This is a genomic window from Jannaschia seohaensis (assembly GCF_900116765.1).
Classification (GTDB): Bacteria; Pseudomonadota; Alphaproteobacteria; order Rhodobacterales; family Rhodobacteraceae; genus Jannaschia; species Jannaschia seohaensis.
Window position 1 is genome coordinate 198,266 of record NZ_UETC01000006.1, and the last position, 21,635, is coordinate 219,900.

Genomic DNA, 21,635 nt, shown 5'->3' on the forward strand with positions numbered 1-21,635 from the left:
AAATTACCGGAGAAGCGAGAGGATCAGGATCAGCGCCGCGACGGCGAAGCCGATGCGCAGACGGTGGGCGAAGGCCGCTTTGGGGTCGGCCGGGTCGCAGCGGAGGGAGCGCGCGAGGCGAACGATCTCATTCATCGCCGTCGCCCCGCTTGGCACGACGCAGGCGGGCCAGCAGCACTTCGATGAAGGCCGGCCCAAAGACGCCGACGAGATAGGCGGCCGAGCCCGCCGCCCCGCCCGCGGGGATCGCCTCGGGCGGCAGGCCCATCCAGCTCGTGATGACGGCCATGGAGAGGCTCCCCATGCCGGCCGCGATCAGCCCGCCGAGCAGGATGTGCCGGAGCGCATCCCGCAGGTGCATCTTCGTGGTCAGCGCATTCGTCGCGCCGCCGAGTGCGCCCCAGGCGGCGAGGATCACGGCGGTGGATGTGGCAAGTTCTTTCAGAACAGCAGCGATAAAGCGGGTTTCGTCGTTCATCGCCGGATCTCTAGAAGCGGGATGGAGGTGATCGAGCCGAGCCGCTCGAGGTCGAGCGTCACGTCGAGCGCATCGGTGTCGAAGCGGACCGGCACGTCGAAGGCGAAGCCAGCGGAGATGACGACACCTGCCGCGGGCGCGCTGTCGAAGTTCACCAGGCCGGTGGTCGTGTCGACGGTCCAGCCGCCGAGCTGCTCCGCGCCATCGAGCGCGATGCGGACCGTGCCAGCGACGGGCTTGGTGATCGTGCGGGTCCAGGTCTGGGTACCGGAGGCGTAGCGCTTCACCAGCTGGAAGGCGGTCGTCGCGCCGTCGCCGGTGCCAATGAGCTGGTCGGTCGGCGCCGGCGTCTGCGACGGCAGGCAGGACTTGTGATCCGCCCAGTCCTTGAAGCGGAAGCCATGGAGACGGCCGTTCCGTGCCTCGAAGAAGGCGACCACCGCCGCCAGATCGTCGGCGCGGCGGATGCCGTAAGCGACATCGTAGCGGCGGCGAGAGTTGGCCCAGCTGGCGTTGCGCTCCTCGTCGCCAGAGGCGAGTTCGACGATCTGCGTGCGCCGTTCCGGCCCGCCCCGCGCGCCGCGACTGATGTTGTCGGGAAACCTGACCTCGTGGAACGCCATCACATGCCCCTCCGTCCGAGCGAGACCGCACGGGCGATGTCGGCTGCGACCTGCGTGCGCGATTGGCGAAAGCTCTCGGCGTCACGCGCCATGATGGTGACGTTGACCCCGCCCGCACCGTAGCTCTGCGCTTCGCGTCGCGACAGAACCCGTTCGCCGCGCTGCAGGATCGCGGGCACCTCGTCATGGCGGAGGCCAGCCATACCGCCCAAATGCATCCGGGGTGCAGCTGTGAAGGCCATAGCCGGAACCATGCGCGAGCGTCCGGCCGATCCGACGATCCCGCCCGCATGCAGGACGCTGGCGAAGATCCCGCCCGCCCCGGAGAACACGCCGGAGAGCGCATTGGCGATCGGCCCGAGGATGAACCGGCGCGCCGCCAGCTGAGCGAGATCGGCGAGCAGCGAGGTGACGAGGTCGCGAAAGTTCAGCTTGCCGGTCCGCACGAACTGGCCCACCGCGTTCTCGGCTGACTGGAAAGCACCGACGAGGCTCTGGCCGACGTCGCCGCCGATGTCGCGGGCCTTGCTGGCGTAGTCCGACAGTGCGGCGGTGACCGCCTGCCAGCCCGTGACGGCGGCCTCGGTCGCGGGCTCCGCTGCTGCAGCGGCAGCTCCGGCGGCCGCACCGGCACCTGTTGCTGCGCGCCCGGCATCGCCAAGCGCCGTTTCCAGCCGCTCGGCCGCACCGGTAGCCTCGGTGAGCGCATCTGCGCCGTCCTCATCGGTGCCGCCCACGGCATCGCGCAGGGCCTGCCAGCTTTCCAGCGGCGCGCGGGCCCCTTCCGCCAGATCGCGCGCAGCGCCACGGTAGAGGTTCGCGGACTCGAGCGCCCTGTTCGCCGCCTCGGTCAGACCGAGATCGGGTGCGGTGAGCGGATTGTCCTCGAAGGCCCGGTCGAACGCTGTATGCGCCGCTGTCGTGGCAGCACTGGCCGCCCCTTCGAAGCGGTTCTCGATCTCGCCAAGGTCGAGGTCGGGCACCAGCGAGATGCGACGCTCTGAGCCGAGCGCTTCCAGCCCCTGATTGATCCCGCCGATGAAGCCGTTGATGCGCGCGACCACGCCGTTCAGCATCGCCTCGACGCCGTCGACAAGGCTGTTGGCCGCCTGGAACGCCAGATCGCCGATGGCGGCGGGCAGCAGGCCCCAGATCGCCTTGATCGCTTCGTAGGCGCCCTCGAACGTGTTCGCGGCGGTGTTGCCGAAGCCGACGACGCTCTCGATGGCGCTCTGCATGCCCGACGCGGCGTCGGCTTTCAGGTCGAAGAACATCGCCGTGGCCGCGGCACCCGCCGCAGCGGCGCCCATGCGGATCCGCTCCCAGACCTCGACGGCGACATCTTTCAGGAGCGACATGGCCTCGCCGAAGCCGCCCGCGCCGGAGACGAGGCGCGTGAACTGGTAGACGAGCTCGCCCGCGCCGACGATCAGCGCCCCGATGCCGGTCCGGATCAGCGCGCCGCGCAGAAGGACGAGCGCGGTGGCGAGGCCCCGGACCGAAAGGGCCGCGGCGGCCATCCCCGCCACCCAGCGTCCCGCGAGGAAGGCGGCGAAGGTGGCGGCATAGGTGCTCAGGCGGCCGATGTTGTCGAAGAGGCCGCGGATCGCGATGCCGAGCGGTCCGGTGCGGCTAGCGACCGCCGCCATGGCGTTGGCGATGGCTTCCAGCGCGGGGGCCGCGGCGACCGCGAGCTGGTTAGACAGCCCGCGCCAGATCAGCCCGAGCCGGGAGATCGCGTCGTTCGTCCGCTCGATCTGGTCGGCGTCCTGCTCGGAGACCACGACACCGAAAGCAAGCATGTCCTCGGTCGCCTGGCGCAGCGTCGCGGTGTCGATCCGCGACATGGCAATGGAGCCTTCCTCGCCGAAGAGCTGACCTGCGACGGCCGCGCGCTCGGCGGCAGGCACAAAGTTCTCGATGGCGGCGTTGATCGCGCCGACCCGCTGGTCCAGCGGCAGGGCGATCAGTTCGTCGGCCGAGAGCCCCAGCCGGTCCAGCGCGTCGGCGGCGGGACCGGTCCCGGCCGCCGCTTGGCTGAGACGACGCGTCAGGTCCTTGGTGGCCTGCTCGATCCCCGACATCGAAACGCCCGCAAGTTCGCCCGCGCGCTCGAGCGTCTGGATCGAGGCGACGGTGGTGCCGAGCGACTGCGCGAGCTTGGCCTGCGCGTCCACCGTCTGTAGCCCGGAGCGGATCATCGCCACGCCGGCGGCGGCAACGGCTGCCACGGCAGCAGCGGCAGCCACAGCGACACGACGAGAAAACGCCGCCAGCCGGGCGTTGGCCGCTTCCATCTCCCGGCTCAGCCGTCCGAAGCCGCGCGACCCGGCTTCGCCGACACCTTCCAGCTCGGCGCGCACCTGCCGTCCGCCCACGGCCGCGAGGCGGACGCTAACCCGTTTTTCCGCCATGGGAGTGATCCATCTGTTCGTTGAATTTGGCGACCATCACCGCTTCGATGACGGGCAGCAGTTCGGCCATGGCGAGCGGCGGCACGCCGAGCGCGTCACCGAGCGCCAGCGCCACCGACATGTCCCAGCCGATCACCGCGCCGGGCAGGACGCGCAGTTGGCCGCCGAGGCGACCGACGAGGTCCCAGACCTGCCAACCCTCCGGCGTTTCCAGACGGTTCAGCCGCGCCGGGCAGTCCGGGCAGGCTTGCGCGCAGGCTTCGCAGTAGCGCTCGCCCCCGCCGAAAGACCATTCGGCGAGAGCGCGGAGGCGTTTTTTTCCTGTTCCAGCAGCAGGCCTTTCGAGACGTAGGTCAGCTGGAACGCCTCGAAGATCGGCCAGACATCGAGCAGCGCGTCGATGGCCTCTGGGCTCGGGTCGATGGCGTTGCCGTCCGCGTCGCCGACGCCGTCCCAGGCGAGCACCGCCCGCCGCGCGAGAGCCTTGGCGAAGGCGACCGCGCGCTCCTCGTCGGATGCTTCCTCGGGTACGGCCTCGACGGCCGGGTCGCTGCGTGTCGCCACCATCAGCGCGGTGGTCAGCGGTCGCAATTGCACCCGCACGCCGGGGGCGAGGTCATGCCAGCGCGGCGCGTTCGTAAGATCGAGCGTGAGCATTCTCAGTATACCTCGATGTCGTTGATCAGGGTTGCCGTGCACATCCGGCCGACCACGCTGTCGCGCGCCGCCTGCCAGTCGAAGGTCGCCTGCACACCCTGCGGCCCGGAGATCTCGATGCGTGGACGCGGCAGGTAGACGGCGTGCACCGCGAAGGTGAAGCTTTCGCCCGAGGGCAGGACGTAGGCGAACTCCATCTCGCAGGCCTCGCCGTTGATGGCCTGCGTCACCAGCGTCTGGTCGGCGAAGCGCACCTCGATCCGGCCGGTGAGCGCCGCGATGGACGGATCCGCCCCGTCGATGCGGCCGTCCGAGCGGATGGTCTCGATCCGGTCGAGGTTGTTGGCGCAGGTGATCTCGGCCGAGACCACGTTGCCGAGTGCAGTCCCATTCCGCGTGATCGCCCCGTTGAAATGCCCGAACCGCTTCAGGTCCAGCGCGGTGGGCGTTCCGGCGCTGGTGGTCGTGCCCACCGTCTCGCCCTGCGCCACCAGCCGGGCCGTCGCGGTCAGGAGGCCGGAGCGCTGCATCTGCCAGGTGATCTGGTCGAGCACGCATCCGGAATACATCGCGTACCGCGGCACCTCTGGCATGCCGGTCTCGATCGACATAGAGGGCAGCGTCCAGGACCCCGACTGGAACTCGTGGCTATACGGGGCTTCCACACCCGTGGTCGTGGGGGCGCCGAAGGCCGCCTTCAGCCAGAAGCCGAAGGCCTCGGCGTCGAGCGGCACGACGACATCGCCGTCCGCCGTGACAGCGTCCTTGATCGGCGCCAGCGGATCGCGGCCGTAGCCGAGAAGTTCCGAGTTCAGCAGCGGCTGTTCGGCACCCAGCGAGGTGCTGGAGAAGGGCATGCGGGTGAAGCCGCTCGCGGGCGGCGTGCCATAGGTCGTCTCGAACGCAAGCGCCATCTGCGCCCGCGCCCCCTGGGCTCGTGCCATGGTGTTCTCCTCGGGTTGTCGGGGTCAGCCGAGCGGATCGGCCGTGGAATAGTGCAGCACCACCGGGATCACGGTGGCCTTCAGACTTGCCGCGCCCTCGACCGGCAGATCGACCGGGCGCGGCGCTTCGGCCTCGACCCAGTCGCAGAGCCCGCCCAGCGTGCGGTCGGCCGCAATTGCCGTGCCGATGCTGGCGGTCAGCGTGTCGAAAGCGACATCACGGTCGGAACCCTGCACGACCGCCTCGATCTCGGTCCGGTGCTGGTAGTGGTAGCGCAGCGGCGACAGCGTCACCTCGGGCTCGCCCGGCTCGCCATCGCGCAGGATCAGCAGGCCTTCGGTCGGCACACGCTCGGGCAGCACCTCCCCGCGCAGGGCGGTGGCGGGAAGCGCCGAGAGCCGCGCATGCAGCGCGGCGAGGATCGACTCACGAATGGTTGCCATTTGGCGTTTCCCAAAAGACAGTTAGGGCATTGGTGGGTGGTCTTGGCTTAGGGTTGCCGCTCTCGGCCCAACAACTGTGTTTTGCTGCTGGGGGATAGGTCAGATGGCGTTAGGACGACTTTGGGCTGGCCGAGTTTACGGTACAAACACAGGTAACCTATTTACCAAGCTGGACGGCGATGATGATGCACTGAACGGCACGCTTCATCTCAACGAGCCGGGCGTCGGCGTGGTGGTCTATGCGATTAACGGTTCCTTTGACGGCAATCAGCTTACACTAACCGGCCAGCCGCAGACGCAGATCGAAGGAGTTGCGTTTGGTCAACTCACCGCGACTGCGAGCTTGGGCGCGAGGGGAGCGCTCACCGGCGAGTGGGCAACCAGTATCGGCTCCGCCGGAACCTTCGTCCTATTCCCGCATGACCAAACCCAAGCCGTCGAAGCCGACCCCTGCACGCTGCCAGATCAACTGCACACCGTCCGCCACCATTTCCAGGCTATCGAGGTGGATCGCCAGCAGATTACCGCCATAGCTGACGAGATCCAGCGCGATTTCAAGAACGCTCAGGTAGTCGTCACTGTAACGGCGGACACGGAGCAATCCCGATTTCTATCCGATTTCAAAACGCTCAACTTTAGTGCAGACCGGGCCGCCGTAATAAAGCTCTACGTGCGGGAGCCCGAAGGCAATGGCTTGGACAGGATCGCCTTGGTCGAATTCGGCCCCCAGATCAACATGGCCATGACCCAAGGCGGCGATGAGGCCTGGGTGTTGGGTATGCTTGAGAAGCTGAAGCGTAGCATCCGGCCATTGGAGCGGAGCTATACGACGAACTTCAAGAGGCTGGGCTTCGGAATCAATCAACTCCTTGTAGTCGGCGCGATTATTTTCCTGCCCGGCCTCGGCAGCCTCCGGGATCGAGCGATCCTCATGGCCGCCGTCCTTTCACTGACCTTCGCGATCAACTGGCTGCATGGCCGCTACCTTCCCTTCGCAGCGATCTATCTCGGGAAGAAGCCCACGGGCCTTTTCACGAGGTTTGCCCCGACCGCCGCCTCATGGCTCATCGCAGCTACTGCGAGTATAGTGGCTGCATTAGTGGCCGCCTATCTCCAAGGCTGGCTGGCAATCCCCTCTGCGAGATAGTGAACTGGAAACGGCGCGCTACAGCCAACTTCTTACCTCCACCCAGTTCGCCACGATCAGCCCGGGCACGCTGTCGAGCGAACGCTCGGCGTCCCGGTCGAGATCCAGCCGCTTAGGCAGCTTGACTTGCGGCACCAGCAGGAAGATCGGCGCGGTTACCTGGTTCCGACCGGTCTTCGCGCGCGACGCCACCGCCTGGCCGCGTTTGTTGATCCGGGCGCGGTCGGCGACCAGAAGGCTCGGGCCGCGGCGGCGGTAGACGAAGCGGAGACGCAGGCCCCGACGGCGTTCCCATTCGCCGGGGGTGAGCTTGGCACCTCGGAGGCCGCGTCCGGCGGCCTCGGTCGGGATTGCGAGCCAGAAGCCATCCTTGGAGCGGATCAGCGGGCCGGTGTCGTGGGCGCCGATGATGACGGGAGCCTTGGACCAGACCAGCGCCGCGGCGTTCAGGCTCTCGCCGGCCTTGGGATAGGTCTGGCTCCGGATCGAGTTCGCCAGCCGTCGGCCTAGCCCTGCGCCGGTGATCTGGCCACGCCAGGCGGTCTTGAGCCCGGTCCCGGCCTCGCGCATGGCGGCGGTGACGGCCTTCTCGCCAGCCTTCACCTCGGCGGCCATGGCGGCGACGAGGTCCGGCGTGATGTCGAGTTTCAGTTTCACGCAGGCCTCAGATCCACGGTCCAGACCAGCCGCTCGCGGTCGCGGACGGGTTCGCCCTGGATGAGGAAGGCCTCGCCGTCGATCTCGATGCGGTCGCCGGGACGCGGGTTGGCCACCTCGGAAAGGCGCAGATCGAGCCGGGTGCTCTCCGACCAGATCCGCGCCTCGCCGAAGCCGGTAACGTCATCGGGCCGGCGCAGGATCGCCCGGACCAGCGAGGACGCGCCGCCCTCCGCTGTGTAGACGATGTCGCGCGCGAGATGCGCATCCGCGAAGAGCGCGTCGAGGGCGGATGCGAACGCGCTGGTCATAGCTATACTGCTCCCATGAAACAGGAATCGAATTCAGAACGCCCGACGAGGATCCGAGCCGTTCAAGCTCTTTCAGAGGCTTTCGTTCACCAGCACCCGGACACATCTCTCGACCCGAAGGGCTACGTTGCAGATTTTCGCGACACCCTGCTTCCGCAGGTCACGCTGAAGGATTTCGAAGCAGACCTGTCTTCGGGCGACGGCAACGAGCTGGAAACCAAGTTTCGGGCGGCCCATTCTTCATCAGGGCTGGCGGTCAACTGCTTCGCGCCGTTTCGGAGCCGGATCGCCGACCTCGCCATGCCGATGGGTGCCGGTTTCGACGATCTTCGCTTCGAACGGAAATGCCCCACCGGACTCCGCGGCGGCCGTGCACCCAACCTGGACGTCGTGCTTTCGGGCCCCGGCGGCGTGGTCGGGATCGAGTCCAAGCTGACCGAACACTTGTCGGCCCACCGGGCCGAATTCTCGCACGCCTACGAGGAGCAGATCAGGGACACGCGGCGCGATCAGGGATACTTTCGCGAGATGCTGCGCCTCCGGGATCGGCCAGACAAGTACACCTGGCTCGACGCTGCGCAGCTTATCAAGCATGCGTTCGGACTGGCACGCAGCTTCCCCGACCGACCGGTGACGCTGCTTTATCTGTTCTGGGAGCCCGCGAACCCAACCGCCGGTCCCGAGTTTGTGGCCCATCGAGACGAGATCGAGGAGTTCAGGGCGCGCGTGGCAGGATCATCGCCGGCGTTCGAGGCGATGAGCTATCCCGAACTCTGGCGCTTCTGGCAGGATACCGAACCGGCCGACTGGCTGGTCCGGCATCTCAGCGATCTTCACGCCCGATACGGCGTCACGCTCTGACTCAGGTCCGCCGTGCCGAGCGCAACACCTGCGGCCGTGTGCAGATCGGGAGCGGGTTGCTCTCGATCTCCAGCCGCACCCATTCGTCGCGGTCCCGGTCGGGGATCGTCCGGGCATAGAGCGGCTGGCCCAGCGTGTTCACCGTCTCGAAGGTGTCGGCTGGCGCGTAGTAGATCTCGAAGAGCCCCTCGATACCCTCGGGGTAGAAGAACGCCTTGTCGGTCGGCACCGTGAAGCCGACGCCGCCCCGGTAGCGCCGGAAGGTGATGCCGCCGAAGCTGACCTCGTCCGCCACGCGACCGCGAAGATCGGCTGCCGCGGCGGTGTTGAGATAGGTCTCCCGCACCTCCTTGTGGGCCACGAGATCGGCGAAGAAGGCCGAGCCGCATTCGGCACGCACCTGCACGGCGCCGGCCGAGAGCCCTCCCATCGAGTCCTCCACGCTCTCGATGAGCGCCTGGCAGCGCTTGCGAAGCGCCCCCGAGGCTGGGCTCGCGTTGTCGAGGTCGAAGTCGATCTCGGCCGCCGGCGTGATGCCGAACTCAGTGAAATAGTTCACGACCGTCGCGTGGTCCTTCGGGTCCTTCACCAGCCCCTGGATGCCGTTCAGGAGGTGGTACTCGAAGGTCGTCTCGGCATCCTGGCGGAGCTTGCGCAGCCGATAGGCCACCTCGGTCTGCACCTGCTGGGTGGCGCTTTCCGATCCGAAGTCGCGGACGGACTGGATCTCCGAGGCCCAGAGCACGTCCTGCTTCTTGAACTGGCGGCAGACGAAGGCACGCATCTCTCGGCGGTCGGGCACCTGCTGCTCGTAAGCCGAACCACGCTCCGAGAACGGGATCAGCGAGAGCGTGCCGTCGCGGCTTTCGATCACGACGGTGCGGGAACGCACGCCGCGCGGGCTGAAGAGGTTCGAGCCCGAGAGCAGTGCCGGCTTGAAGGGAATGTTCTCGAGCGCACGGGTGAGCTCGACGATGGTGAAGGCATCGCCTTCGAAGATGTCCATGGTGGCCATGAGGATGCCTCCTGTCGTGAGCGCGCCAGGCAAAAGTGGACGCCGGTTTTGCGTCCGGGCGCGCGTGAATAAGGGAATTGGGTCAGCGGACGAGGATGCCCGCGGCGAGGAGCGCCGTGTGGGCGGCCGCGGTCTCCCCCTCGCTGGGCGTGCCGGCGAAGACGAGGTCGTGGCGGTTGACGATTGCGGGGCCGCGGACGAGAGCGACGGCCGGCGCATCGCCACCGGACGCATCCGCCTTGCCCCAGAGCACGGCGACGACGGTCTCGGTGCCGTCGACGGCGGCCGGATCGTGGGCGGCGTACTTGCCCGAGGCGGTGATCTTGCCGAGCACGGTGCCGGGCTCGAGCGTGCCGGCGGCGACGGTGATCGTCTCGCGGGTGTAGTCGCGGAAGGCTTCCCAGACGAGGAAGCCGCCGGGGTGCGTGCCTTCGACGAGCGTGGTCATGGTGTCATCCTTTCAGCTTGAAGGTGCGGGCGACGATCTCGCCCCAGGGGCGCGCGGCCGAGGACCGGCCGGGCTGCGGGTGATGGGGCGCGATCTCGGGCTCGGCTTCGGCCTTCGCGGCCAGGAGTGCCGCGCGCACCTCGTCGAGGCTCGCGTCCTGTTCGAGGAAGCGACCTGCCATCTGCGGCTGGCCCGCAAGGCGGCAGAGATCGATGACGGCCCGGGCGTGGCCGATGGCCTCTGCGCGGATCGTGGCGGGGTCCGGCGGCGCGCCGCTCGGCGGCGGCGAATTGGCTGGTGGCTGAGGCGCGCCGGGGGCGGCATCCTGCTCGTCGTCGGCACCAGACAGCTGATCGCCTTCAGCGTCGCCGTCGGTCTCCTCGTCCGCTTCGATAGCCTCGACCAGCACCGGCGGCGCGTTGCGGAAGCGCCCGATGTCGAAGTTCGCGGCGATCCGGACAGGCTCGATCAGCCGGTCAGCGAAGCCCTGCGCCACCGCGTCCGCGGCGTCGAACCAGGTCTCGGCGGCCATCAGCGCGGAGACCTCCTCCGGCGTCCGGCCGGATTTCGCGGCGTAGCCGGAAACGAGGCTGCCCTTCACCTTGTCGAGCGCCTCGGCCATGGCACGCATGTCCTCGGCCGTGCCCATCACGAGGCCCGCCGGATCGTGGATCATCAGGAAGGCGTTCTCGGGCATGACGATCTCGTCGCCCGCCATTGCGATGTAGGAGGCGGCCGAGGCGGCGATGCCGTCGATCCAGACCGTGACCGTGCCCTCGTGGCGCTTGATCGCATTGTGGATCGCGACCGCATCGAAGACCGAGCCGCCGGGGCTGTTCAGCCGCAGATCGATGGGCGTGCCCTCAGGCAGCGCGCCCAGTTCGGCGAGAAAACCCTTCGCCGAGACCCCGTAGGCGCCGATCTCGTCATAGATCGCCACTTCCGCACCGGTCCCCCGGGCGCGGATCGCATACCAGCTTGCCATGTCGTCACTCCTGTTCGGTGGCCGGATCGGTCGCCGCGGCGCCGTCGTCCGTATCGTTGCCGGCGCCATTGCCGGGCTCGGCACGCGTCGCCGGCTTCGCACGGGCGCCTTGCGTCTCGCCGGGGTTCGTGCGGTAGCGCAGGCCCAGCTCCGCGGCACGGGCGGCGTCCGCGGCATTCTCGCGGTCCACTTCCTCGATGTCGTAGCCGGTCGCCTCGACCACCTTGCGCCGCGAGGTGATGCCGGCCTCCATTGCCAGCACCTGCGCCTGGATGTCCTTCAGCGGATCGACCCAGTCCCAGCGCGGCGGGATCCATTGCACCGGCCGCACCGTCGCGGGATCGGCATCGAGCGCGCCCGAGAGCACCGCCGTTTCCAGCCAGCGCTGCCAGACCGCGCGGCAGAACTGGTGCACGATCACGCCATGCTGCAGCTGGCCGATGCGGCGGCGGAACTCGACGAGTTCGGCGCGCAGAGACGAGTAGTTCGCCTGCCGCACATCCCCGGTGACGAGGTGATACGGCAGCCCCAGCGAGGCCGAGACCGCCAGCAGCGTCCGGTACTGGAACGCTTCGTAGCCGCCGCCGACATCGGCCGGCGACGAGAACTTCACGTCCTCGCCCGGCAGCAGCACCTGCATCGTGCCGGGCTCGAGGCTCGCGATGGCAGCCCCGTCCAGATCGGCCTCTGCCTCGCCAATCATGGGTTCTTCCGGCGCCGTCTTGGTGATGAAGCCGGCGAACATCGCCGCGGTCTTCTTCCGGTCGAGCTCGGCGTCGTCATACTGGTCGAGCAGGAACAGCCGCACCATCGCCGGCGCGATATGCGGCAGCCCCCGGATCTGGCCCGCGTCGATGGGGCGGTAGATGTGCAGCACATCGCCTGCCGGCACGCGCACCGTCTCCGGGATGACCGCCCCCTGATCGGTGCTGTCGCCCGGGTGGCGGCGGCGGAAGTGGTAGGCCACGCGCCGGCCGATCGCATCGAACTCGATCCCGCAGCGGATGCGGTTGCCGTTGGCCGCGGCTTCGGTCTTCTCGAAGGGCAGCATTTCCGACTGGAGAAGCTGCAGCTGCAGCGGCACCAGCAGCCCGTCCTCGGCCCGGCGCGGGCGCAGCCGGACGAAGCATTCGCCGGCGACGAACATCTCGCGCGCGACCATGGCCTGCAGGCCGTAGAAGTCGGTCAGCCCGTCCGCATCGGCCTCGTCGGTCCAGGCGAGCCAGAGCCGCTGAACCCGTTCGCGGAGATCCGCGTATCCGATGAGCGAGGACGGCTTGATCCCGTCCCCGACAAGGTTCGCCGCGAAGGCCTCGCAGGCATTGGCGGCATAGCCGTTGGTTACCACCAACTCGCGCGATCGCGCGAGCAGACGCGGGCCACCGGAGGCGACCAGCGCGTTGATGTTCTCGAGCGGCGGGTTCCACCCGCGCAGCCGGCGCTTCGCCATCGCACCTTCGAGGCGGGCGCGCAGTCCGGAGGGACCGTGGCTCTGGGGGAGCCGCGACAGCCCGGAGGACGCGGGGCCGCCGGCCGACCGGCGGCGGAAACGGTCCAAGAGGCCCATCGATCAGAGCCCCTTGGCCGTCGTCACGCGCAGCTGCCGGACGATCCGGCGCCCCTCGGCCGTTGCGATCTCGCGGTCCAGCGCCTCCATGGCCCGGTCGATCTCGGCGACGCTGCGATAGTCCACGGTCTTGCCGTCATAGCTGACCCGCGCCACGCCCGAGGACCGCTGCGCGGTCAGGGCGTCGCGCCGGGCGCGGAGCTCTGCGGCCGTGGCCATTGATCACCTCATGTAGTTCGAGCGCACCGTGCGCCGGCGCTGCATCGTTCGTGTCGGGACGGCCGGCGCCGTTGCCGGACCGGCTTCGGATCCGTCCTGCTTCGCCACCCCGAGCTGCGCTTCCAGATCGGCCCACCGCGCCTCGGGCCAGCGATCCACGCCCGCGATCCAGGCGGCGGCGCGGGCGTAGACCCGGCAGTCCAGCGCCTCGTTGCGCTCGCGGAGCTTCTGCCATTCGAGCTTCGCGAAGCCGCGGCGGTTGCGGACCGTCACCAGCTGTTCGGCCGTCAACTGCCGGATCCACTCGGTGTCGGCCCAGCCGGGCAGATGCACTATGCCGGGCGGGAACGAAGCACCTTCCTCCTGCTCTTCCGCCGTCGGCCGGGCCAGCCGCAGGAAGCGGTAGGTCTCGGCCTTGAAGGTCGAGGTGGCCACGGTCCAGAGCCGGGCACCGCGCCGCAGCCGCTTGCCCGCGACGGTTGCATCGACATAGGTCGGTCCCGTCACCGGGCTCGTCCGGGTAAACCCCTCGACGCCCTTCACGGGCGCCACCTGCGCGAAGCCAACCTGGCGGGACCAGCCATAGACCGCGCTGGTCTCGTAGCCCGTGTCGATCGCGAGCCGGGCAAGCGCCATGGGCTGACCCGAGACACGCGTCCACGTCCGACCCAGCAGGTCGGTTAGCTGCTGCCAGCAGACCGGATCGCCGGGCCCGCCCTCAAGCACGAGGTGGTCGACGAGCCAGCTTTCCAGACCCCGGCCCCAAGCCCAGACATCGACCTCGATCCGGTCCTTCTGCACGTCGGCGCCCGCGGTCAGGAACAGCCCCCGCTCGGGCACCGTGCCTGGAGCCCACGCCTCGCGCCGGTCCGCCAGCCGTTGCCAGTCGGGCGCCTCGCCGGTCTCCATCCAGGTCTCGCCGAGCACGGTGTTGCGGAACACCCGCTCGGCCTCGTCGGACCCCGCCGCGGTCTCCTTGTCCCGCGCGATGTCGGCCCAGCTCTTCCACCCCGACGGCGAATAGAGCGCCGAGAGATGAAACCCCACCGTCCGCGCGTCGCGGGCCTCGGCGGTGGCCCGCCATTCGCCCGCAGCCAGCATCGCCGGCTTGTGGTGCTCCTCGATCCGCTCGTCGCAGGCATCGCAATGGTACGCCGCCGTCTCCGGTTTGCCCTTCTCCCAGCGCAGCCGCTCGAACCGCAGCCACTGCATCGCGGCGCAATGCGGGCACGGCACGAAGAAGCGGCGCTGGTCGCTCGCCTCGTATTCCCGCTCGATCCGGCTGACCCCGCGGATCGTCGGCGTCGAGACCAGGAACACCTTCCGCCGATGCGCGAAGGTCAGCGAGCGCGCTTCGGCGAGCCCGACCGGATCGCCTTCCTCGTCGGCCGAGGCCGGATAGGCGTCGACCTCGTCGAGAAATACGTAGCGCGCCGGCATCGAGCGCAGGCCGACGGCCGAGTTCGCGCCGGTCATCACCAGCACGCCGCCCGGGAAGTCCTTCGACAGCTGCGTGTTGCCGCTGTCGCGCGCCCGCGCCGGGCGGACGCGTTCCTTCAGCGCCGGACTCTCCTCGATCAGCGGGTCGATCCGCTGGCGCGAGTTGCGCTTGGCCAGCTCCACCGTCGGCTGGACGGCCAGCATCGGCCCCGGCGCATGGTGGATCACGAAACCGATCCAGTTGTTGCCGGCCTCCGTCGCGCCCACCTGCGCAGCCTTCATGAACACCACCCGTTGCGTTGGGTCGCCGGGCGAGAGCGCGTCCATGATCGCCCGCATGTAGGGCGTGCGCTCGGTCCGGTACCGGCCGGGCTCGGCGCTCGCGCGCGAGCTCAGCCAACGATGCGTGTCCGACCATTCCGAGACGGTCAGCCAGGGATCGGGCGTGAGCCCGCGGCCCCAGGCCCGGAGCAGCGCCTCCGCCCCGTCGAACTGCGAGATATTCTCGTCTATCGCTTCGCTGCTTGAGGCGTTGCCATCAGAGTGCGATCCGGGGCTGGGCGAGTTCCTCGAGATGGGCGCGGACATGGGCCTCCAGAACCTTCTGCATGGCCGCCGTCTCCGTTCCCAACTCCGCCGCCATCAGCGCAGCCACCCGCGCCGGCCAGTTGACCCACGCGTCGCGTTCCTCGCGCGCGAGCCGGAAGACCAGCGAGATTGCGCGGTTGCGGTCGACCAACTCGCCCCTCTTGATCTGGAGCCCGAGCTTGCGCTCCTGAGCCTTCATGATCTCGTTGAAGGTCTTGGCCTTCATGTAGGCGCCGGCTTCACCGACCTCCGGAACGGTGACCCCGTTCTCGCGCAGCGTCTCGTTGGCAGACGCAATGACCGCCGCCGGCACCGGCTTCATTCCGCCTGGACGGCCTGCGGCCTTCGGTCTGCTCTTTGACAGATCAGTCGTCTCGGCACGTCGCCGGTCTGAAGCTTCGGCGTCGATGGAGTCATCGGGGAAGAGCACAAGCCGTCCGGCCCGTTTCGCCTTCTGGATCGCGCCGCGCGACAGCCCGACACGGGCGGCGTACTGGCGCTCGCTCATGCCCTGCATCGCCAACCCCGGTTATCATTCAAAGTCAGGTGCTTATCGAGTTGATAAGCCTCGCGGACAGAGCGAACTTCGATCCCACAAGGATGATGCAACTCACCCGGAGCCACCACGATGACCACCCGCCCGAACCCGATCACCACCCCCCGCCACGAACTCCGCGCCGAGAAGGCGCGCCGGAACAGGGAAGCGGCCCTGAACGCCTTCATCGGCAAGAAGGCCGAGATCGACGAGATGCTCGCCCGCCTGCAGGCGCTCAGCGACGACCATTTCAACTGCCATCCCGACGAGGTGGGCTGGGCGATGGTCGGCACCCTCGAACACTACGCCAGCCTCCTCAAGCGCATCACCGACAGCGCCTTTGGCGAGGGCGAACACGCCCGCTGATCTCCGGCCCAGCCGGAACTCCCGCCGCGCGCCCTGCGCGGCTCGGGGTCGTAGAAGGCGCCGCATGTCGCGGGCCCGAATACGGAGACGATCCCATGGCCCAGATCCAGCTTTCAGACGCCCAAGCCGTCATTCTGTCCACCGCCTGCGCGCGCGAGGACGGAGCCATCTTCCCCGTCACCGCCAGCCTCAAGGGCGGCGCCGTCGGCAACGTCTGCAAGAGCCTTCTCAAGCAGGGCCTGATCGAGGAAATCGCCGCCACGGATCTCAACACGGTCTGGCGGCACGACGAGGAGCGCGGCCCGATCACGCTGCGCGCCACCCCTCTCGCCTACAGCACCCTCGGGATCACGGACGAGCAGGATGAGATGCCGCCGGCGGAAACGCCGCCTGCCCCGGTCCAGCGCCGCAAGGGCACCAAGCAGGAGACGCTGATCGAGATGCTCCGCGCCGAGGGCGGCGCGACCATCGACGAGATCGTCGACGCCACGGGATGGCAGGCTCACACAGTGAGAGGCGCCATGTCCGGCGCACTCAAGAAGAAGCTGGGCCTGACGATCACCTCCGAAAAGATCGAGGGGCGCGGCAGGACCTACATGATCGTTGACGACTGACGCCGCACACCACGACGGACCCGATGCCGCCGTCCCGCATGGGGCGGCGGTGTCTCATTGCCATGACAGCAGGTCACGCGCGGCGGCCTGCAGGATGTCCTGCGCCATGCGAGGCTCGCAGGTGTAGATTCCGCCCGGCTCCGGCTCGCCCACATGCTCCTCGAACCAGCCGCGCCCCTCGTCCGAAATCGGACGCAGGACGACCATGGTCCCATGATCGTTAATCTCGATATGCTGCCAGCCTTCGGACATGGCCCAAGGCTACCAGCGCGACCGAGCGCCCGCCAGCGCAACGGTCACCAGCCGCGCAGGCGCTCGAACAGCCGCCGCAGCAGATAGCCGCGGGCCAGCGAGACGCCGACAAAGGCGAGACCGATGGTCATGTGCTCGGCAAGACCCGTCTCGATCCCGAACCATGGGAAGACGACGATCTGCGTTGCGATGGCCAGAACGTAGCCGACGACGACATTCGTCGCGGCCTCGACCATCGACATGAAGCGGCTCTGTTTCATGCTGCAGCGCCTCCCGCGGCGACCGCAGAAGGGAGCCTCGCGAGAGCCGCTCGGTAAACGGCCGTGACATCGACGACGATCACGGACTCGGGATGGCTCCTCAGCACCGTGCAGAGATCCTTTTCGGGAACCAGTCCAACCGTCTGTCTGTGTCTGCCCTTGGTCCAGTTCGCGGCAAAGAAGAACAGACTCGGGCGATCGGGGATCCGGTCCATCGTGGCGAGGTCTTCGCGAAGGTCGCCGGTCATCAGACCCATCGCGTTGATCGACAGACAGTGCGGCCGAAGCGCGCCCATGACCGCGAGGCACGCGAGATCGCGCCAATCGAACCGCCGGCGCTGACCGGGTCGGACCTCCTCGGAGGGCCGGTAGTGACCACGCGAGATCCACTGGCTCAGCTCGCCAGTCGTCATCAACAAGGCGTCCGCAGCCTCGTGAATCGTCCAAGTCTTCACGCCGCCCCCTTATCCATCGGCCAGCAATTGAGCTGCGAGAGTTCGGAGCGCATGCGCCGCGACCAGCGGCACCACGCCGTTGCCACAGAGCCGAAGCCGGTCCACCCGGTGGGCCAGCCCATCAGCGCCTCGACGAACAGCGGGTTCAAGGTCCGGGGCGTGTCGCAGGAATTCCCGCCAGCCGTCGGCGTCACCAGGACCTGGCGGCCAAGCAGCCCGTTCACCGGCGTGTTCGCGAGGCTCGTCGCCCCGTCCTTGTGATCGCGCGCCGTCGGCGTCATCCAGAGACGCGTCGCATCGCAGAGCGTCGTCCCGTCGTTGCGCGGGCGCGCCGTCTCGCCGCGATTGCTCGTCCGGTTCCGCGTTCCCTTGCTGTCGCCCGCCAGCGGCGTCGGCCAGAGCCGTAGCAGTTCCGTCCGGTTCCCGCCACTCGACCGGGTGCCGGAGCAGGCGCGCGGGGTCGGCCAGGTAGTCGCGCTCGCGGTGGGCGAGGATGAACAGCCGCTCGCGCCGATGGGGCGCGCCGACTTCCGCCGCCGTGAAGAGGCCTGCCGCAAGGCGGTAGCCCATGCCGACCAGTCCTCCGGCGACTTCGGGGAAACCGAGGCGGAGATGATGGGCGACGTTCTCGAGGAAGACGAAGGGCGGCTCGATTTCGCCGACGATCCGGGCGACATGCGGCCAGAGGTGGCGCGGGTCGTCCGCGCCTCTGCGCTTGCCCGCGACGGAGAACGGCTGGCACGGATAGCCCGCAGTGACGATGTCCACCGCGCCGCGCCAAGGGCGGCCGCCGAAGGTGGCAACGTCGTCCCAGACAGGAGCCGGATCCAGGGCCGCGTCTTCCATCCGCGCCACGAGGACGGCCGCGGCGTAGGCGTCCCGCTCGACATGACCCACAGTGCGATATCCGGGGCATGCGAGGTGCAGTCCGAGGTCGAGCCCGCCGGCGCCGGAACAGAGCGAGAGGCCGAACAGGCACGCGTCGCCGGCTCCGGCAGGCAGGCCGGAGGAAGGTAGAGCCACGCCATCCACGTCGTCAGGCCGCGTGGGCCCCCTCGGCCGCGGCCGGGGACTCGCCCAGCCGCTCGGCCTTCACCTCGGCGAAGGTCCGGCCGCCGCCGTCGAGGATCGCGTCGCGGCCGGTCTCGGCCTGCCAGCGTTCCACGGCGACGTCGATGTAGGCCGGGCTGATTTCCATCGCGAAGACGCGGCGGCCGTTGGCTTCGCCCGCCATGATCTGCGAGCCGGAGCCCGAGAACGGCTCGTAGCAGAGCCCACCGCGGGCGACGTGCTGGCGCATCGGGATGCCGAAGGCGTCGAGCGGCTTCGGCGTCGGATGGTCGGGACGGTCGTCCTTGGCGAAGCTGGGCATCTCCCATGTCGACGGCAGCGTTTCCTCGGCGACCTTGGGCGGGCGGTTTGGGCGGCGCCAGCCCATGAAGCAGGGCTCGTGCTTCCAGAGGTAGTGCGAGCGGGTCAGAACTCCGCGATCCTTCACCCAGATGATCTGCTGGTGGACAAAAGCCCCCGCCTTCTCCCAACAGGCCTCCAGCATCGCCTGGCGGCGGGACGCGTGCCAGCAGTACCAGGCGGCATCCTCGGTGATTGCCTCGGCCACGGCGGCGGCGATGAAACCGTCGTAGAGCTCTGCTCCCTGCGAACTGTCGTCCCAGGTGACGCCGTAGCTCTGGCTCCAATCCTTGTTGCGTGTCGGATGGTTCGAACCGTCGTAGTCGACGAGATACGGCGGGTCGGTGGCGAACAGGATCGCGCGCTCGCCATTCATCAGGCGGCGGACATCCGTCTCGCTGGTCGAGTCCCCGCAGAGCAGCCGGTGGTCGCCGAGGACCCAGAGATCGCCCGTCCGCGACGCCGGGTTGCGCGGCGGTTCCGGGATGGTCACCGGAGGCACGGAGCCCCCGGCGCCACCTTCTTCTTCACCGCCCCCGTCCGGATCGAAGGCCAGCAGCTTGTCGAGTTCGCCATCGGAGAAGCCCACGAGCGACAGGTCGTAGTCGTCCGCCAGCAGGTCCTGCAGCTCGGCCGAGAGCAGCGCCTCGTCCCAGCTGCCGAGTTCCGTGAGCTTGTTGTCCGCGATCCGATACGCCCGGCGTTGCGCTTCGGTCAGATGCCCCAGCACGATCACCGGCGCTTCGGTCAGCCCGAGCTGCGTCGCGGCCAGAACGCGGCCATGGCCCGCGATCAGCTCGCCGTCCTCGCCGACGAGGCACGGCATGGTCCAGCCGAACTCGGCCATGCTGGCGGCGATCTTCGCGACCTGGTCGGCCCCGTGCACCTTCGCGTTCTTCGCGTAGGGCTGGAGCTTGGCCAGCGGCCACATCTCGATCCGCTCGGGGGCGAAGTTCAGCGTCATGGGCGGGTGGTTTCCGTCGATGAGGTGGATGCCGGCCGGACTCCGGATTCCGGATGCCAAGCTGGACTCCACGCGGGGTCCGGCGGTGTCCGGGGTATCCGGCCCAGAGGCCAGCGTTCATTGGGGTTCGCGTGGGTGGCGGGTGGCTCCGGCTTCCGGGTGGCTTCCCAAAAATCCGGCCCTGACGCTGGCGAAATGCCGAGCCAAGCCCGCCAGCATACGCAGGTCGCGCGGAAGGAACCGCGAACTCGGCCGAGGGGCGTGGTGGGGCGGACAGCGGTCCGCAAGGAAAGGATTAGCGCCTTTCCTTTCTTAGCGGACCCCGCCGACGAAAGGATGGTTTCGTTCGGGACCGCGCCGCGCGCGCCTCTCCCGAGCTTATCCCGAACCTAGCCCCTGAACCGGTTTTCTGTCCCGTCGAAAACTGTCCGCCGCACACCTTCCCCTCTGGCGCGCAGCATTACGAGCCACCGGCCAGTTCGATCACGCGCCGCTTCGGCAGGTTGCGGTTGAACCGACGCCGGTTGAGCTTCAGCGAGATGACGCAGAGCCCGTAGAGCCAGTGCTGATGGGCGGCCGAGCGCTGCAGCCCGACCGTCCAGCAGATGGTCTTCCACCGCTCACCATGGGCGCGCATCCAGACGATCTTGCCGTCGACGGGGTCGAGGCAGGCAGTCCAGGTCAGCGTCTCCTCCATCCGGCTGATCGCCTGCGGCGAGGGCAGCACCCGCATGGGCTTCGGCTCCTGGCCGACCTTGTCGGCGAAGGAATGGATGATCTCGGGCCACGTGCTGAAGTAGCCCTGCCGTCGCGGCTCAGGCAGGCGCTTGAGCACGAACGCCGCCTCGGCGAGACGGGCCTCGACGAGGGACGGGGTCCACTTATCCATGGCGCCCTCCCTCGTCGGAGGGGCGCGGCCCGTAGAGCTTTTCGCCGAGCTGGCGGACGAGTTCGCGTTCCGGCCAGGTCAGCCGCGCGTCCTCGAGCGAGACGGCGAGCACACCCTGCTCGCGCCAGCCGTCGCGCTTCACCTGGTCCGGATCCCGGCGCTGGCCGCCGTAGCCTTTAGGATGCCACCTCATGCGACACCCCCGTTCGTCTCGATCGCCCAGAGCAGCAGCGCAATGGCGTCAGCCTCGTTGTCGTCGGCGGGGCTGAAGCCCCGGGCCCGCGCGGCTGCGATCATCGCTTCCTTCGGCGCGTTACCCTTGCCGGTGGCGTGGCGCTTGATCGTGCCGACGGGAACGCCGGCATAGGGCACGCCCCGCAGTTCCGCCCATGCGGTCAGCGTGGCCATCAGTCCGCCATACACATGGGCCGCGTCGGTTCCGGCGTGGCGGCGGACCTCCTCGAACCAGATCGCCGCGATCGGCCCCGACAGCCGGTCGATCTCGGTGAGCCAGATCGTGAAGCGCAGGTAGCGCATGCCGCCGCCGTCATAGCGGCCGGGGCGGAAGCTCGCGGTCCCGCTGGTGATCAGCCCTTCGGCCGAGCGCAACGCCCAGCCGGTGCTGGTGCCGAGATCCAGCGCGAGAATGCAGCGGTCGAGAGTGCCGGCAGCCGTGAGAGGCGCCGGGGCGATGTGTGGGGAGCGGTCCATGACGACCTCCTCTTCGAGTGAGAGGCCGGGGCGGTACGGCTGCCTGATGAGGGCAGCAAGCACGCCCGGACCGGGATCGCGAGGTCTGGTCAGGGTCACGTTGTCGTTGCCGGGAGCGCCCAGCGCTTCCTTCAATGGCTTCACCCCGTCCGCTTGAAGGAAGTGGGGCCGCAAGCCATTGGCAGAATGAGTATTAATCTCTTCTTTCAATATTTCAGTTACTTCATGGGGTATGTGTCTGGCTTCCATCCCCATCCACGCGCGCGAGGGTCCTTGCGTGAAATATTGAAAGAAGTCCGCCGCGCCGGATTTCCGTTGCGGGACGGCGACTTGGCCGGGAACTTCCTTCAAATGAAGGATGGGGGCCGTTGAAGGAAGCAT

The 21,635-nt window shown here is 68.4% G+C and carries 29 protein-coding genes and 1 pseudogene; 4 read left to right on the forward strand and 26 right to left on the reverse strand.

The window, feature by feature from the left end:
- Positions 1 to 3: 3 nt before the first annotated feature.
- From DTQ71_RS24645 to DTQ71_RS14425, 8 genes are all read right to left on the reverse strand, one after another.
- Positions 4 to 135 (reverse strand): hypothetical protein, encoded by a 132-nt coding sequence (locus DTQ71_RS24645; RefSeq protein ID WP_281271244.1) that lies wholly within the window; start codon positions 133 to 135, stop codon positions 4 to 6.
- The gene (locus DTQ71_RS14400) at positions 128 to 478 is read right to left on the reverse strand and encodes a hypothetical protein (RefSeq protein WP_109564995.1); all 351 of its coding nucleotides are present in this window, start codon (positions 476 to 478) and stop codon (positions 128 to 130) included. The genes DTQ71_RS24645 and DTQ71_RS14400 overlap by 8 nt, the downstream gene beginning before the upstream one ends.
- Positions 475 to 1,101, reverse strand: coding sequence for a DUF2460 domain-containing protein (locus DTQ71_RS14405; RefSeq protein WP_109564996.1), 627 nt, complete (start codon positions 1,099 to 1,101; stop codon positions 475 to 477). The genes DTQ71_RS14400 and DTQ71_RS14405 overlap by 4 nt, the downstream gene beginning before the upstream one ends.
- Positions 1,101 to 3,515, reverse strand: coding sequence for a phage tail tape measure C-terminal domain-containing protein (locus DTQ71_RS14410; RefSeq protein WP_109564997.1), 2,415 nt, complete (start codon positions 3,513 to 3,515; stop codon positions 1,101 to 1,103). Before DTQ71_RS14410 ends, DTQ71_RS14405 begins: the two co-directional genes overlap by 1 nt.
- On the reverse strand, positions 3,496 to 3,651 hold the full coding sequence (locus DTQ71_RS24330) for a DUF7697 family protein (RefSeq protein ID WP_245947542.1): 156 nt from the start codon (positions 3,649 to 3,651) through the stop codon (positions 3,496 to 3,498). Before DTQ71_RS24330 ends, DTQ71_RS14410 begins: the two co-directional genes overlap by 20 nt.
- Before the next feature lie 83 nt (positions 3,652 to 3,734).
- Positions 3,735 to 4,172, reverse strand: coding sequence for a hypothetical protein (locus DTQ71_RS14415; protein WP_109564998.1), 438 nt, complete (start codon positions 4,170 to 4,172; stop codon positions 3,735 to 3,737).
- Positions 4,173 to 4,174: 2 nt separating this feature from the next.
- Entirely contained in the window at positions 4,175 to 5,116 is a 942-nt protein-coding gene (locus DTQ71_RS14420; protein WP_109564999.1) for a phage tail tube protein, read from the reverse strand.
- A 24-nt stretch (positions 5,117 to 5,140) separates the two neighbouring features.
- The gene (locus tag DTQ71_RS14425; protein ID WP_109565000.1) at positions 5,141 to 5,560 is read right to left on the reverse strand and encodes an acyl-CoA transferase; all 420 of its coding nucleotides are present in this window, start codon (positions 5,558 to 5,560) and stop codon (positions 5,141 to 5,143) included.
- Positions 5,561 to 5,663: 103 nt separating this feature from the next.
- On the opposite strand from DTQ71_RS14425, the gene DTQ71_RS14430 reads away from it, so the two are divergent.
- Entirely contained in the window at positions 5,664 to 6,707 is a 1,044-nt protein-coding gene (locus tag DTQ71_RS14430) for a hypothetical protein (RefSeq protein ID WP_109565001.1), read from the forward strand.
- A gap of 18 nt (positions 6,708 to 6,725) precedes the next feature.
- Here DTQ71_RS14430 and DTQ71_RS14435 read toward each other — a convergent pair whose 3' ends face one another.
- Positions 6,726 to 7,364 (reverse strand): DUF6441 family protein, encoded by a 639-nt coding sequence (locus DTQ71_RS14435; RefSeq protein WP_109565002.1) that lies wholly within the window; start codon positions 7,362 to 7,364, stop codon positions 6,726 to 6,728.
- Positions 7,361 to 7,675, reverse strand: coding sequence for a head-tail joining protein (locus tag DTQ71_RS14440; protein WP_109565003.1), 315 nt, complete (start codon positions 7,673 to 7,675; stop codon positions 7,361 to 7,363). Before DTQ71_RS14440 ends, DTQ71_RS14435 begins: the two co-directional genes overlap by 4 nt.
- Before the next feature lie 15 nt (positions 7,676 to 7,690).
- On the opposite strand from DTQ71_RS14440, the gene DTQ71_RS14445 reads away from it, so the two are divergent.
- On the forward strand, positions 7,691 to 8,536 hold the full coding sequence (locus DTQ71_RS14445; RefSeq protein ID WP_109565004.1) for a PGN_0703 family putative restriction endonuclease: 846 nt from the start codon (positions 7,691 to 7,693) through the stop codon (positions 8,534 to 8,536).
- A 1-nt stretch (position 8,537) separates the two neighbouring features.
- On the opposite strand, the gene DTQ71_RS14450 is transcribed toward DTQ71_RS14445, so the two are convergent.
- The 7 genes from DTQ71_RS14450 to DTQ71_RS14480 form a co-directional block, all read right to left on the reverse strand.
- The gene (locus tag DTQ71_RS14450) at positions 8,538 to 9,551 is read right to left on the reverse strand and encodes a major capsid protein (protein WP_109565005.1); all 1,014 of its coding nucleotides are present in this window, start codon (positions 9,549 to 9,551) and stop codon (positions 8,538 to 8,540) included.
- 82 nt (positions 9,552 to 9,633) lie between these two features.
- Complete coding sequence (locus tag DTQ71_RS14455) at positions 9,634 to 9,999, reverse strand: head decoration protein (RefSeq protein WP_109565006.1); 366 nt, start codon at positions 9,997 to 9,999, stop codon at positions 9,634 to 9,636.
- A gap of 4 nt (positions 10,000 to 10,003) precedes the next feature.
- Positions 10,004 to 10,984: a head maturation protease, ClpP-related gene (locus tag DTQ71_RS14460; protein WP_170125438.1), complete on the reverse strand. Its 981-nt coding sequence runs from the start codon at positions 10,982 to 10,984 to the stop codon at positions 10,004 to 10,006.
- Between the two features lie 4 nt (positions 10,985 to 10,988).
- On the reverse strand, positions 10,989 to 12,434 hold the full coding sequence (locus DTQ71_RS14465; protein ID WP_245947544.1) for a phage portal protein: 1,446 nt from the start codon (positions 12,432 to 12,434) through the stop codon (positions 10,989 to 10,991).
- Positions 12,435 to 12,554: 120 nt separating this feature from the next.
- Entirely contained in the window at positions 12,555 to 12,770 is a 216-nt protein-coding gene (locus tag DTQ71_RS14470) for a phage head-tail joining protein (protein WP_109565008.1), read from the reverse strand.
- 3 nt (positions 12,771 to 12,773) lie between these two features.
- Complete coding sequence (locus DTQ71_RS14475) at positions 12,774 to 14,798, reverse strand: phage terminase large subunit family protein (RefSeq protein WP_172500062.1); 2,025 nt, start codon at positions 14,796 to 14,798, stop codon at positions 12,774 to 12,776.
- The gene (locus tag DTQ71_RS14480; protein WP_109565009.1) at positions 14,749 to 15,315 is read right to left on the reverse strand and encodes a hypothetical protein; all 567 of its coding nucleotides are present in this window, start codon (positions 15,313 to 15,315) and stop codon (positions 14,749 to 14,751) included. Before DTQ71_RS14480 ends, DTQ71_RS14475 begins: the two co-directional genes overlap by 50 nt.
- Before the next feature lie 111 nt (positions 15,316 to 15,426).
- Here DTQ71_RS14480 and DTQ71_RS14485 point away from each other — a divergent pair, with 111 nt between their 5' ends.
- Both DTQ71_RS14485 and DTQ71_RS14490 read left to right on the forward strand, forming a co-directional pair.
- Positions 15,427 to 15,699 (forward strand): hypothetical protein, encoded by a 273-nt coding sequence (locus DTQ71_RS14485; protein ID WP_109565010.1) that lies wholly within the window; start codon positions 15,427 to 15,429, stop codon positions 15,697 to 15,699.
- A 95-nt stretch (positions 15,700 to 15,794) separates the two neighbouring features.
- A complete protein-coding gene (locus DTQ71_RS14490; protein WP_109565011.1) occupies positions 15,795 to 16,313 on the forward strand; it encodes a DUF3489 domain-containing protein in 519 nt (172 codons plus the stop codon).
- Between the two features lie 54 nt (positions 16,314 to 16,367).
- On the opposite strand, the gene DTQ71_RS14495 is transcribed toward DTQ71_RS14490, so the two are convergent.
- The 9 genes and pseudogenes from DTQ71_RS14495 to DTQ71_RS24940 form a co-directional block, all read right to left on the reverse strand.
- Positions 16,368 to 16,565, reverse strand: a complete 198-nt coding sequence (locus tag DTQ71_RS14495; protein ID WP_109565012.1) for a hypothetical protein — start codon at positions 16,563 to 16,565, stop codon at positions 16,368 to 16,370.
- 44 nt (positions 16,566 to 16,609) lie between these two features.
- Entirely contained in the window at positions 16,610 to 16,825 is a 216-nt protein-coding gene (locus tag DTQ71_RS14500) for a DUF7220 family protein (protein ID WP_109565013.1), read from the reverse strand.
- On the reverse strand, positions 16,822 to 17,280 hold the full coding sequence (locus tag DTQ71_RS14505) for a MerR family transcriptional regulator (protein ID WP_109565014.1): 459 nt from the start codon (positions 17,278 to 17,280) through the stop codon (positions 16,822 to 16,824). Before DTQ71_RS14505 ends, DTQ71_RS14500 begins: the two co-directional genes overlap by 4 nt.
- A complete protein-coding gene (locus DTQ71_RS24335) occupies positions 17,277 to 17,561 on the reverse strand; it encodes a hypothetical protein (RefSeq protein ID WP_245947548.1) in 285 nt (94 codons plus the stop codon). Before DTQ71_RS24335 ends, DTQ71_RS14505 begins: the two co-directional genes overlap by 4 nt.
- A gap of 250 nt (positions 17,562 to 17,811) precedes the next feature.
- A pseudogene (locus DTQ71_RS24340) lies at positions 17,812 to 18,312 on the reverse strand (DNA cytosine methyltransferase); the annotation flags it as partial.
- A 4-nt stretch (positions 18,313 to 18,316) separates the two neighbouring features.
- Positions 18,317 to 19,654 (reverse strand): site-specific DNA-methyltransferase, encoded by a 1,338-nt coding sequence (locus DTQ71_RS14515; RefSeq protein WP_109565016.1) that lies wholly within the window; start codon positions 19,652 to 19,654, stop codon positions 18,317 to 18,319.
- 460 nt (positions 19,655 to 20,114) lie between these two features.
- The gene (locus tag DTQ71_RS14520; RefSeq protein WP_109565017.1) at positions 20,115 to 20,543 is read right to left on the reverse strand and encodes a DUF6362 family protein; all 429 of its coding nucleotides are present in this window, start codon (positions 20,541 to 20,543) and stop codon (positions 20,115 to 20,117) included.
- A complete protein-coding gene (locus DTQ71_RS14525) occupies positions 20,536 to 20,736 on the reverse strand; it encodes a hypothetical protein (protein WP_109565018.1) in 201 nt (66 codons plus the stop codon). The genes DTQ71_RS14520 and DTQ71_RS14525 overlap by 8 nt, the downstream gene beginning before the upstream one ends.
- Positions 20,733 to 21,635: a crossover junction endodeoxyribonuclease RuvC gene (locus tag DTQ71_RS24940; protein ID WP_425452104.1), complete on the reverse strand. Its 903-nt coding sequence runs from the start codon at positions 21,633 to 21,635 to the stop codon at positions 20,733 to 20,735. Before DTQ71_RS24940 ends, DTQ71_RS14525 begins: the two co-directional genes overlap by 4 nt.

Bases quoted from the DNA above. Each gene is read 5' to 3' on its own strand.
- DTQ71_RS24645 (WP_281271244.1), bottom strand. From the start codon at position 135: ATGAATGAGATCGTTCGCCTCGCGCGCTCCCTCCGCTGCGACCCGGCC.
- DTQ71_RS14400 (WP_109564995.1), bottom strand. From the start codon at position 478: ATGAACGACGAAACCCGCTTTATCGCTGCTGTTCTGAAAGAACTTGCC.
- DTQ71_RS14405 (WP_109564996.1), bottom strand. From the start codon at position 1,101: ATGGCGTTCCACGAGGTCAGGTTTCCCGACAACATCAGTCGCGGCGCG.
- DTQ71_RS14410 (WP_109564997.1), bottom strand. From the start codon at position 3,515: ATGGCGGAAAAACGGGTTAGCGTCCGCCTCGCGGCCGTGGGCGGACGG.
- DTQ71_RS14415 (WP_109564998.1), bottom strand. From the start codon at position 4,172: ATGCTCACGCTCGATCTTACGAACGCGCCGCGCTGGCATGACCTCGCC.
- DTQ71_RS14420 (WP_109564999.1), bottom strand. From the start codon at position 5,116: ATGGCACGAGCCCAGGGGGCGCGGGCGCAGATGGCGCTTGCGTTCGAG.
- DTQ71_RS14425 (WP_109565000.1), bottom strand. From the start codon at position 5,560: ATGGCAACCATTCGTGAGTCGATCCTCGCCGCGCTGCATGCGCGGCTC.
- DTQ71_RS14430 (WP_109565001.1), top strand. From the start codon at position 5,664: ATGGCGTTAGGACGACTTTGGGCTGGCCGAGTTTACGGTACAAACACA.
- DTQ71_RS14440 (WP_109565003.1), bottom strand. From the start codon at position 7,675: ATGACCAGCGCGTTCGCATCCGCCCTCGACGCGCTCTTCGCGGATGCG.
- DTQ71_RS14445 (WP_109565004.1), top strand. From the start codon at position 7,691: ATGAAACAGGAATCGAATTCAGAACGCCCGACGAGGATCCGAGCCGTT.
- DTQ71_RS14450 (WP_109565005.1), bottom strand. From the start codon at position 9,551: ATGGCCACCATGGACATCTTCGAAGGCGATGCCTTCACCATCGTCGAG.
- DTQ71_RS14455 (WP_109565006.1), bottom strand. From the start codon at position 9,999: ATGACCACGCTCGTCGAAGGCACGCACCCCGGCGGCTTCCTCGTCTGG.
- DTQ71_RS14460 (WP_170125438.1), bottom strand. From the start codon at position 10,984: ATGGCAAGCTGGTATGCGATCCGCGCCCGGGGGACCGGTGCGGAAGTG.
- DTQ71_RS14465 (WP_245947544.1), bottom strand. From the start codon at position 12,434: ATGGCGAAGCGCCGGCTGCGCGGGTGGAACCCGCCGCTCGAGAACATC.
- DTQ71_RS14470 (WP_109565008.1), bottom strand. From the start codon at position 12,770: ATGGCCACGGCCGCAGAGCTCCGCGCCCGGCGCGACGCCCTGACCGCG.
- DTQ71_RS14475 (WP_172500062.1), bottom strand. From the start codon at position 14,798: ATGTCCGCGCCCATCTCGAGGAACTCGCCCAGCCCCGGATCGCACTCT.
- DTQ71_RS14480 (WP_109565009.1), bottom strand. From the start codon at position 15,315: ATGCAGGGCATGAGCGAGCGCCAGTACGCCGCCCGTGTCGGGCTGTCG.
- DTQ71_RS14485 (WP_109565010.1), top strand. From the start codon at position 15,427: ATGACCACCCGCCCGAACCCGATCACCACCCCCCGCCACGAACTCCGC.
- DTQ71_RS14490 (WP_109565011.1), top strand. From the start codon at position 15,795: ATGGCCCAGATCCAGCTTTCAGACGCCCAAGCCGTCATTCTGTCCACC.
- DTQ71_RS14495 (WP_109565012.1), bottom strand. From the start codon at position 16,565: ATGTCCGAAGGCTGGCAGCATATCGAGATTAACGATCATGGGACCATG.
- DTQ71_RS14500 (WP_109565013.1), bottom strand. From the start codon at position 16,825: ATGAAACAGAGCCGCTTCATGTCGATGGTCGAGGCCGCGACGAATGTC.
- DTQ71_RS24335 (WP_245947548.1), bottom strand. From the start codon at position 17,561: ATGACGCCGACGGCGCGCGATCACAAGGACGGGGCGACGAGCCTCGCG.
- DTQ71_RS14515 (WP_109565016.1), bottom strand. From the start codon at position 19,654: ATGACGCTGAACTTCGCCCCCGAGCGGATCGAGATGTGGCCGCTGGCC.
- DTQ71_RS14520 (WP_109565017.1), bottom strand. From the start codon at position 20,543: ATGGATAAGTGGACCCCGTCCCTCGTCGAGGCCCGTCTCGCCGAGGCG.
- DTQ71_RS14525 (WP_109565018.1), bottom strand. From the start codon at position 20,736: ATGAGGTGGCATCCTAAAGGCTACGGCGGCCAGCGCCGGGATCCGGAC.
- DTQ71_RS24940 (WP_425452104.1), bottom strand. From the start codon at position 21,635: ATGCTTCCTTCAACGGCCCCCATCCTTCATTTGAAGGAAGTTCCCGGC.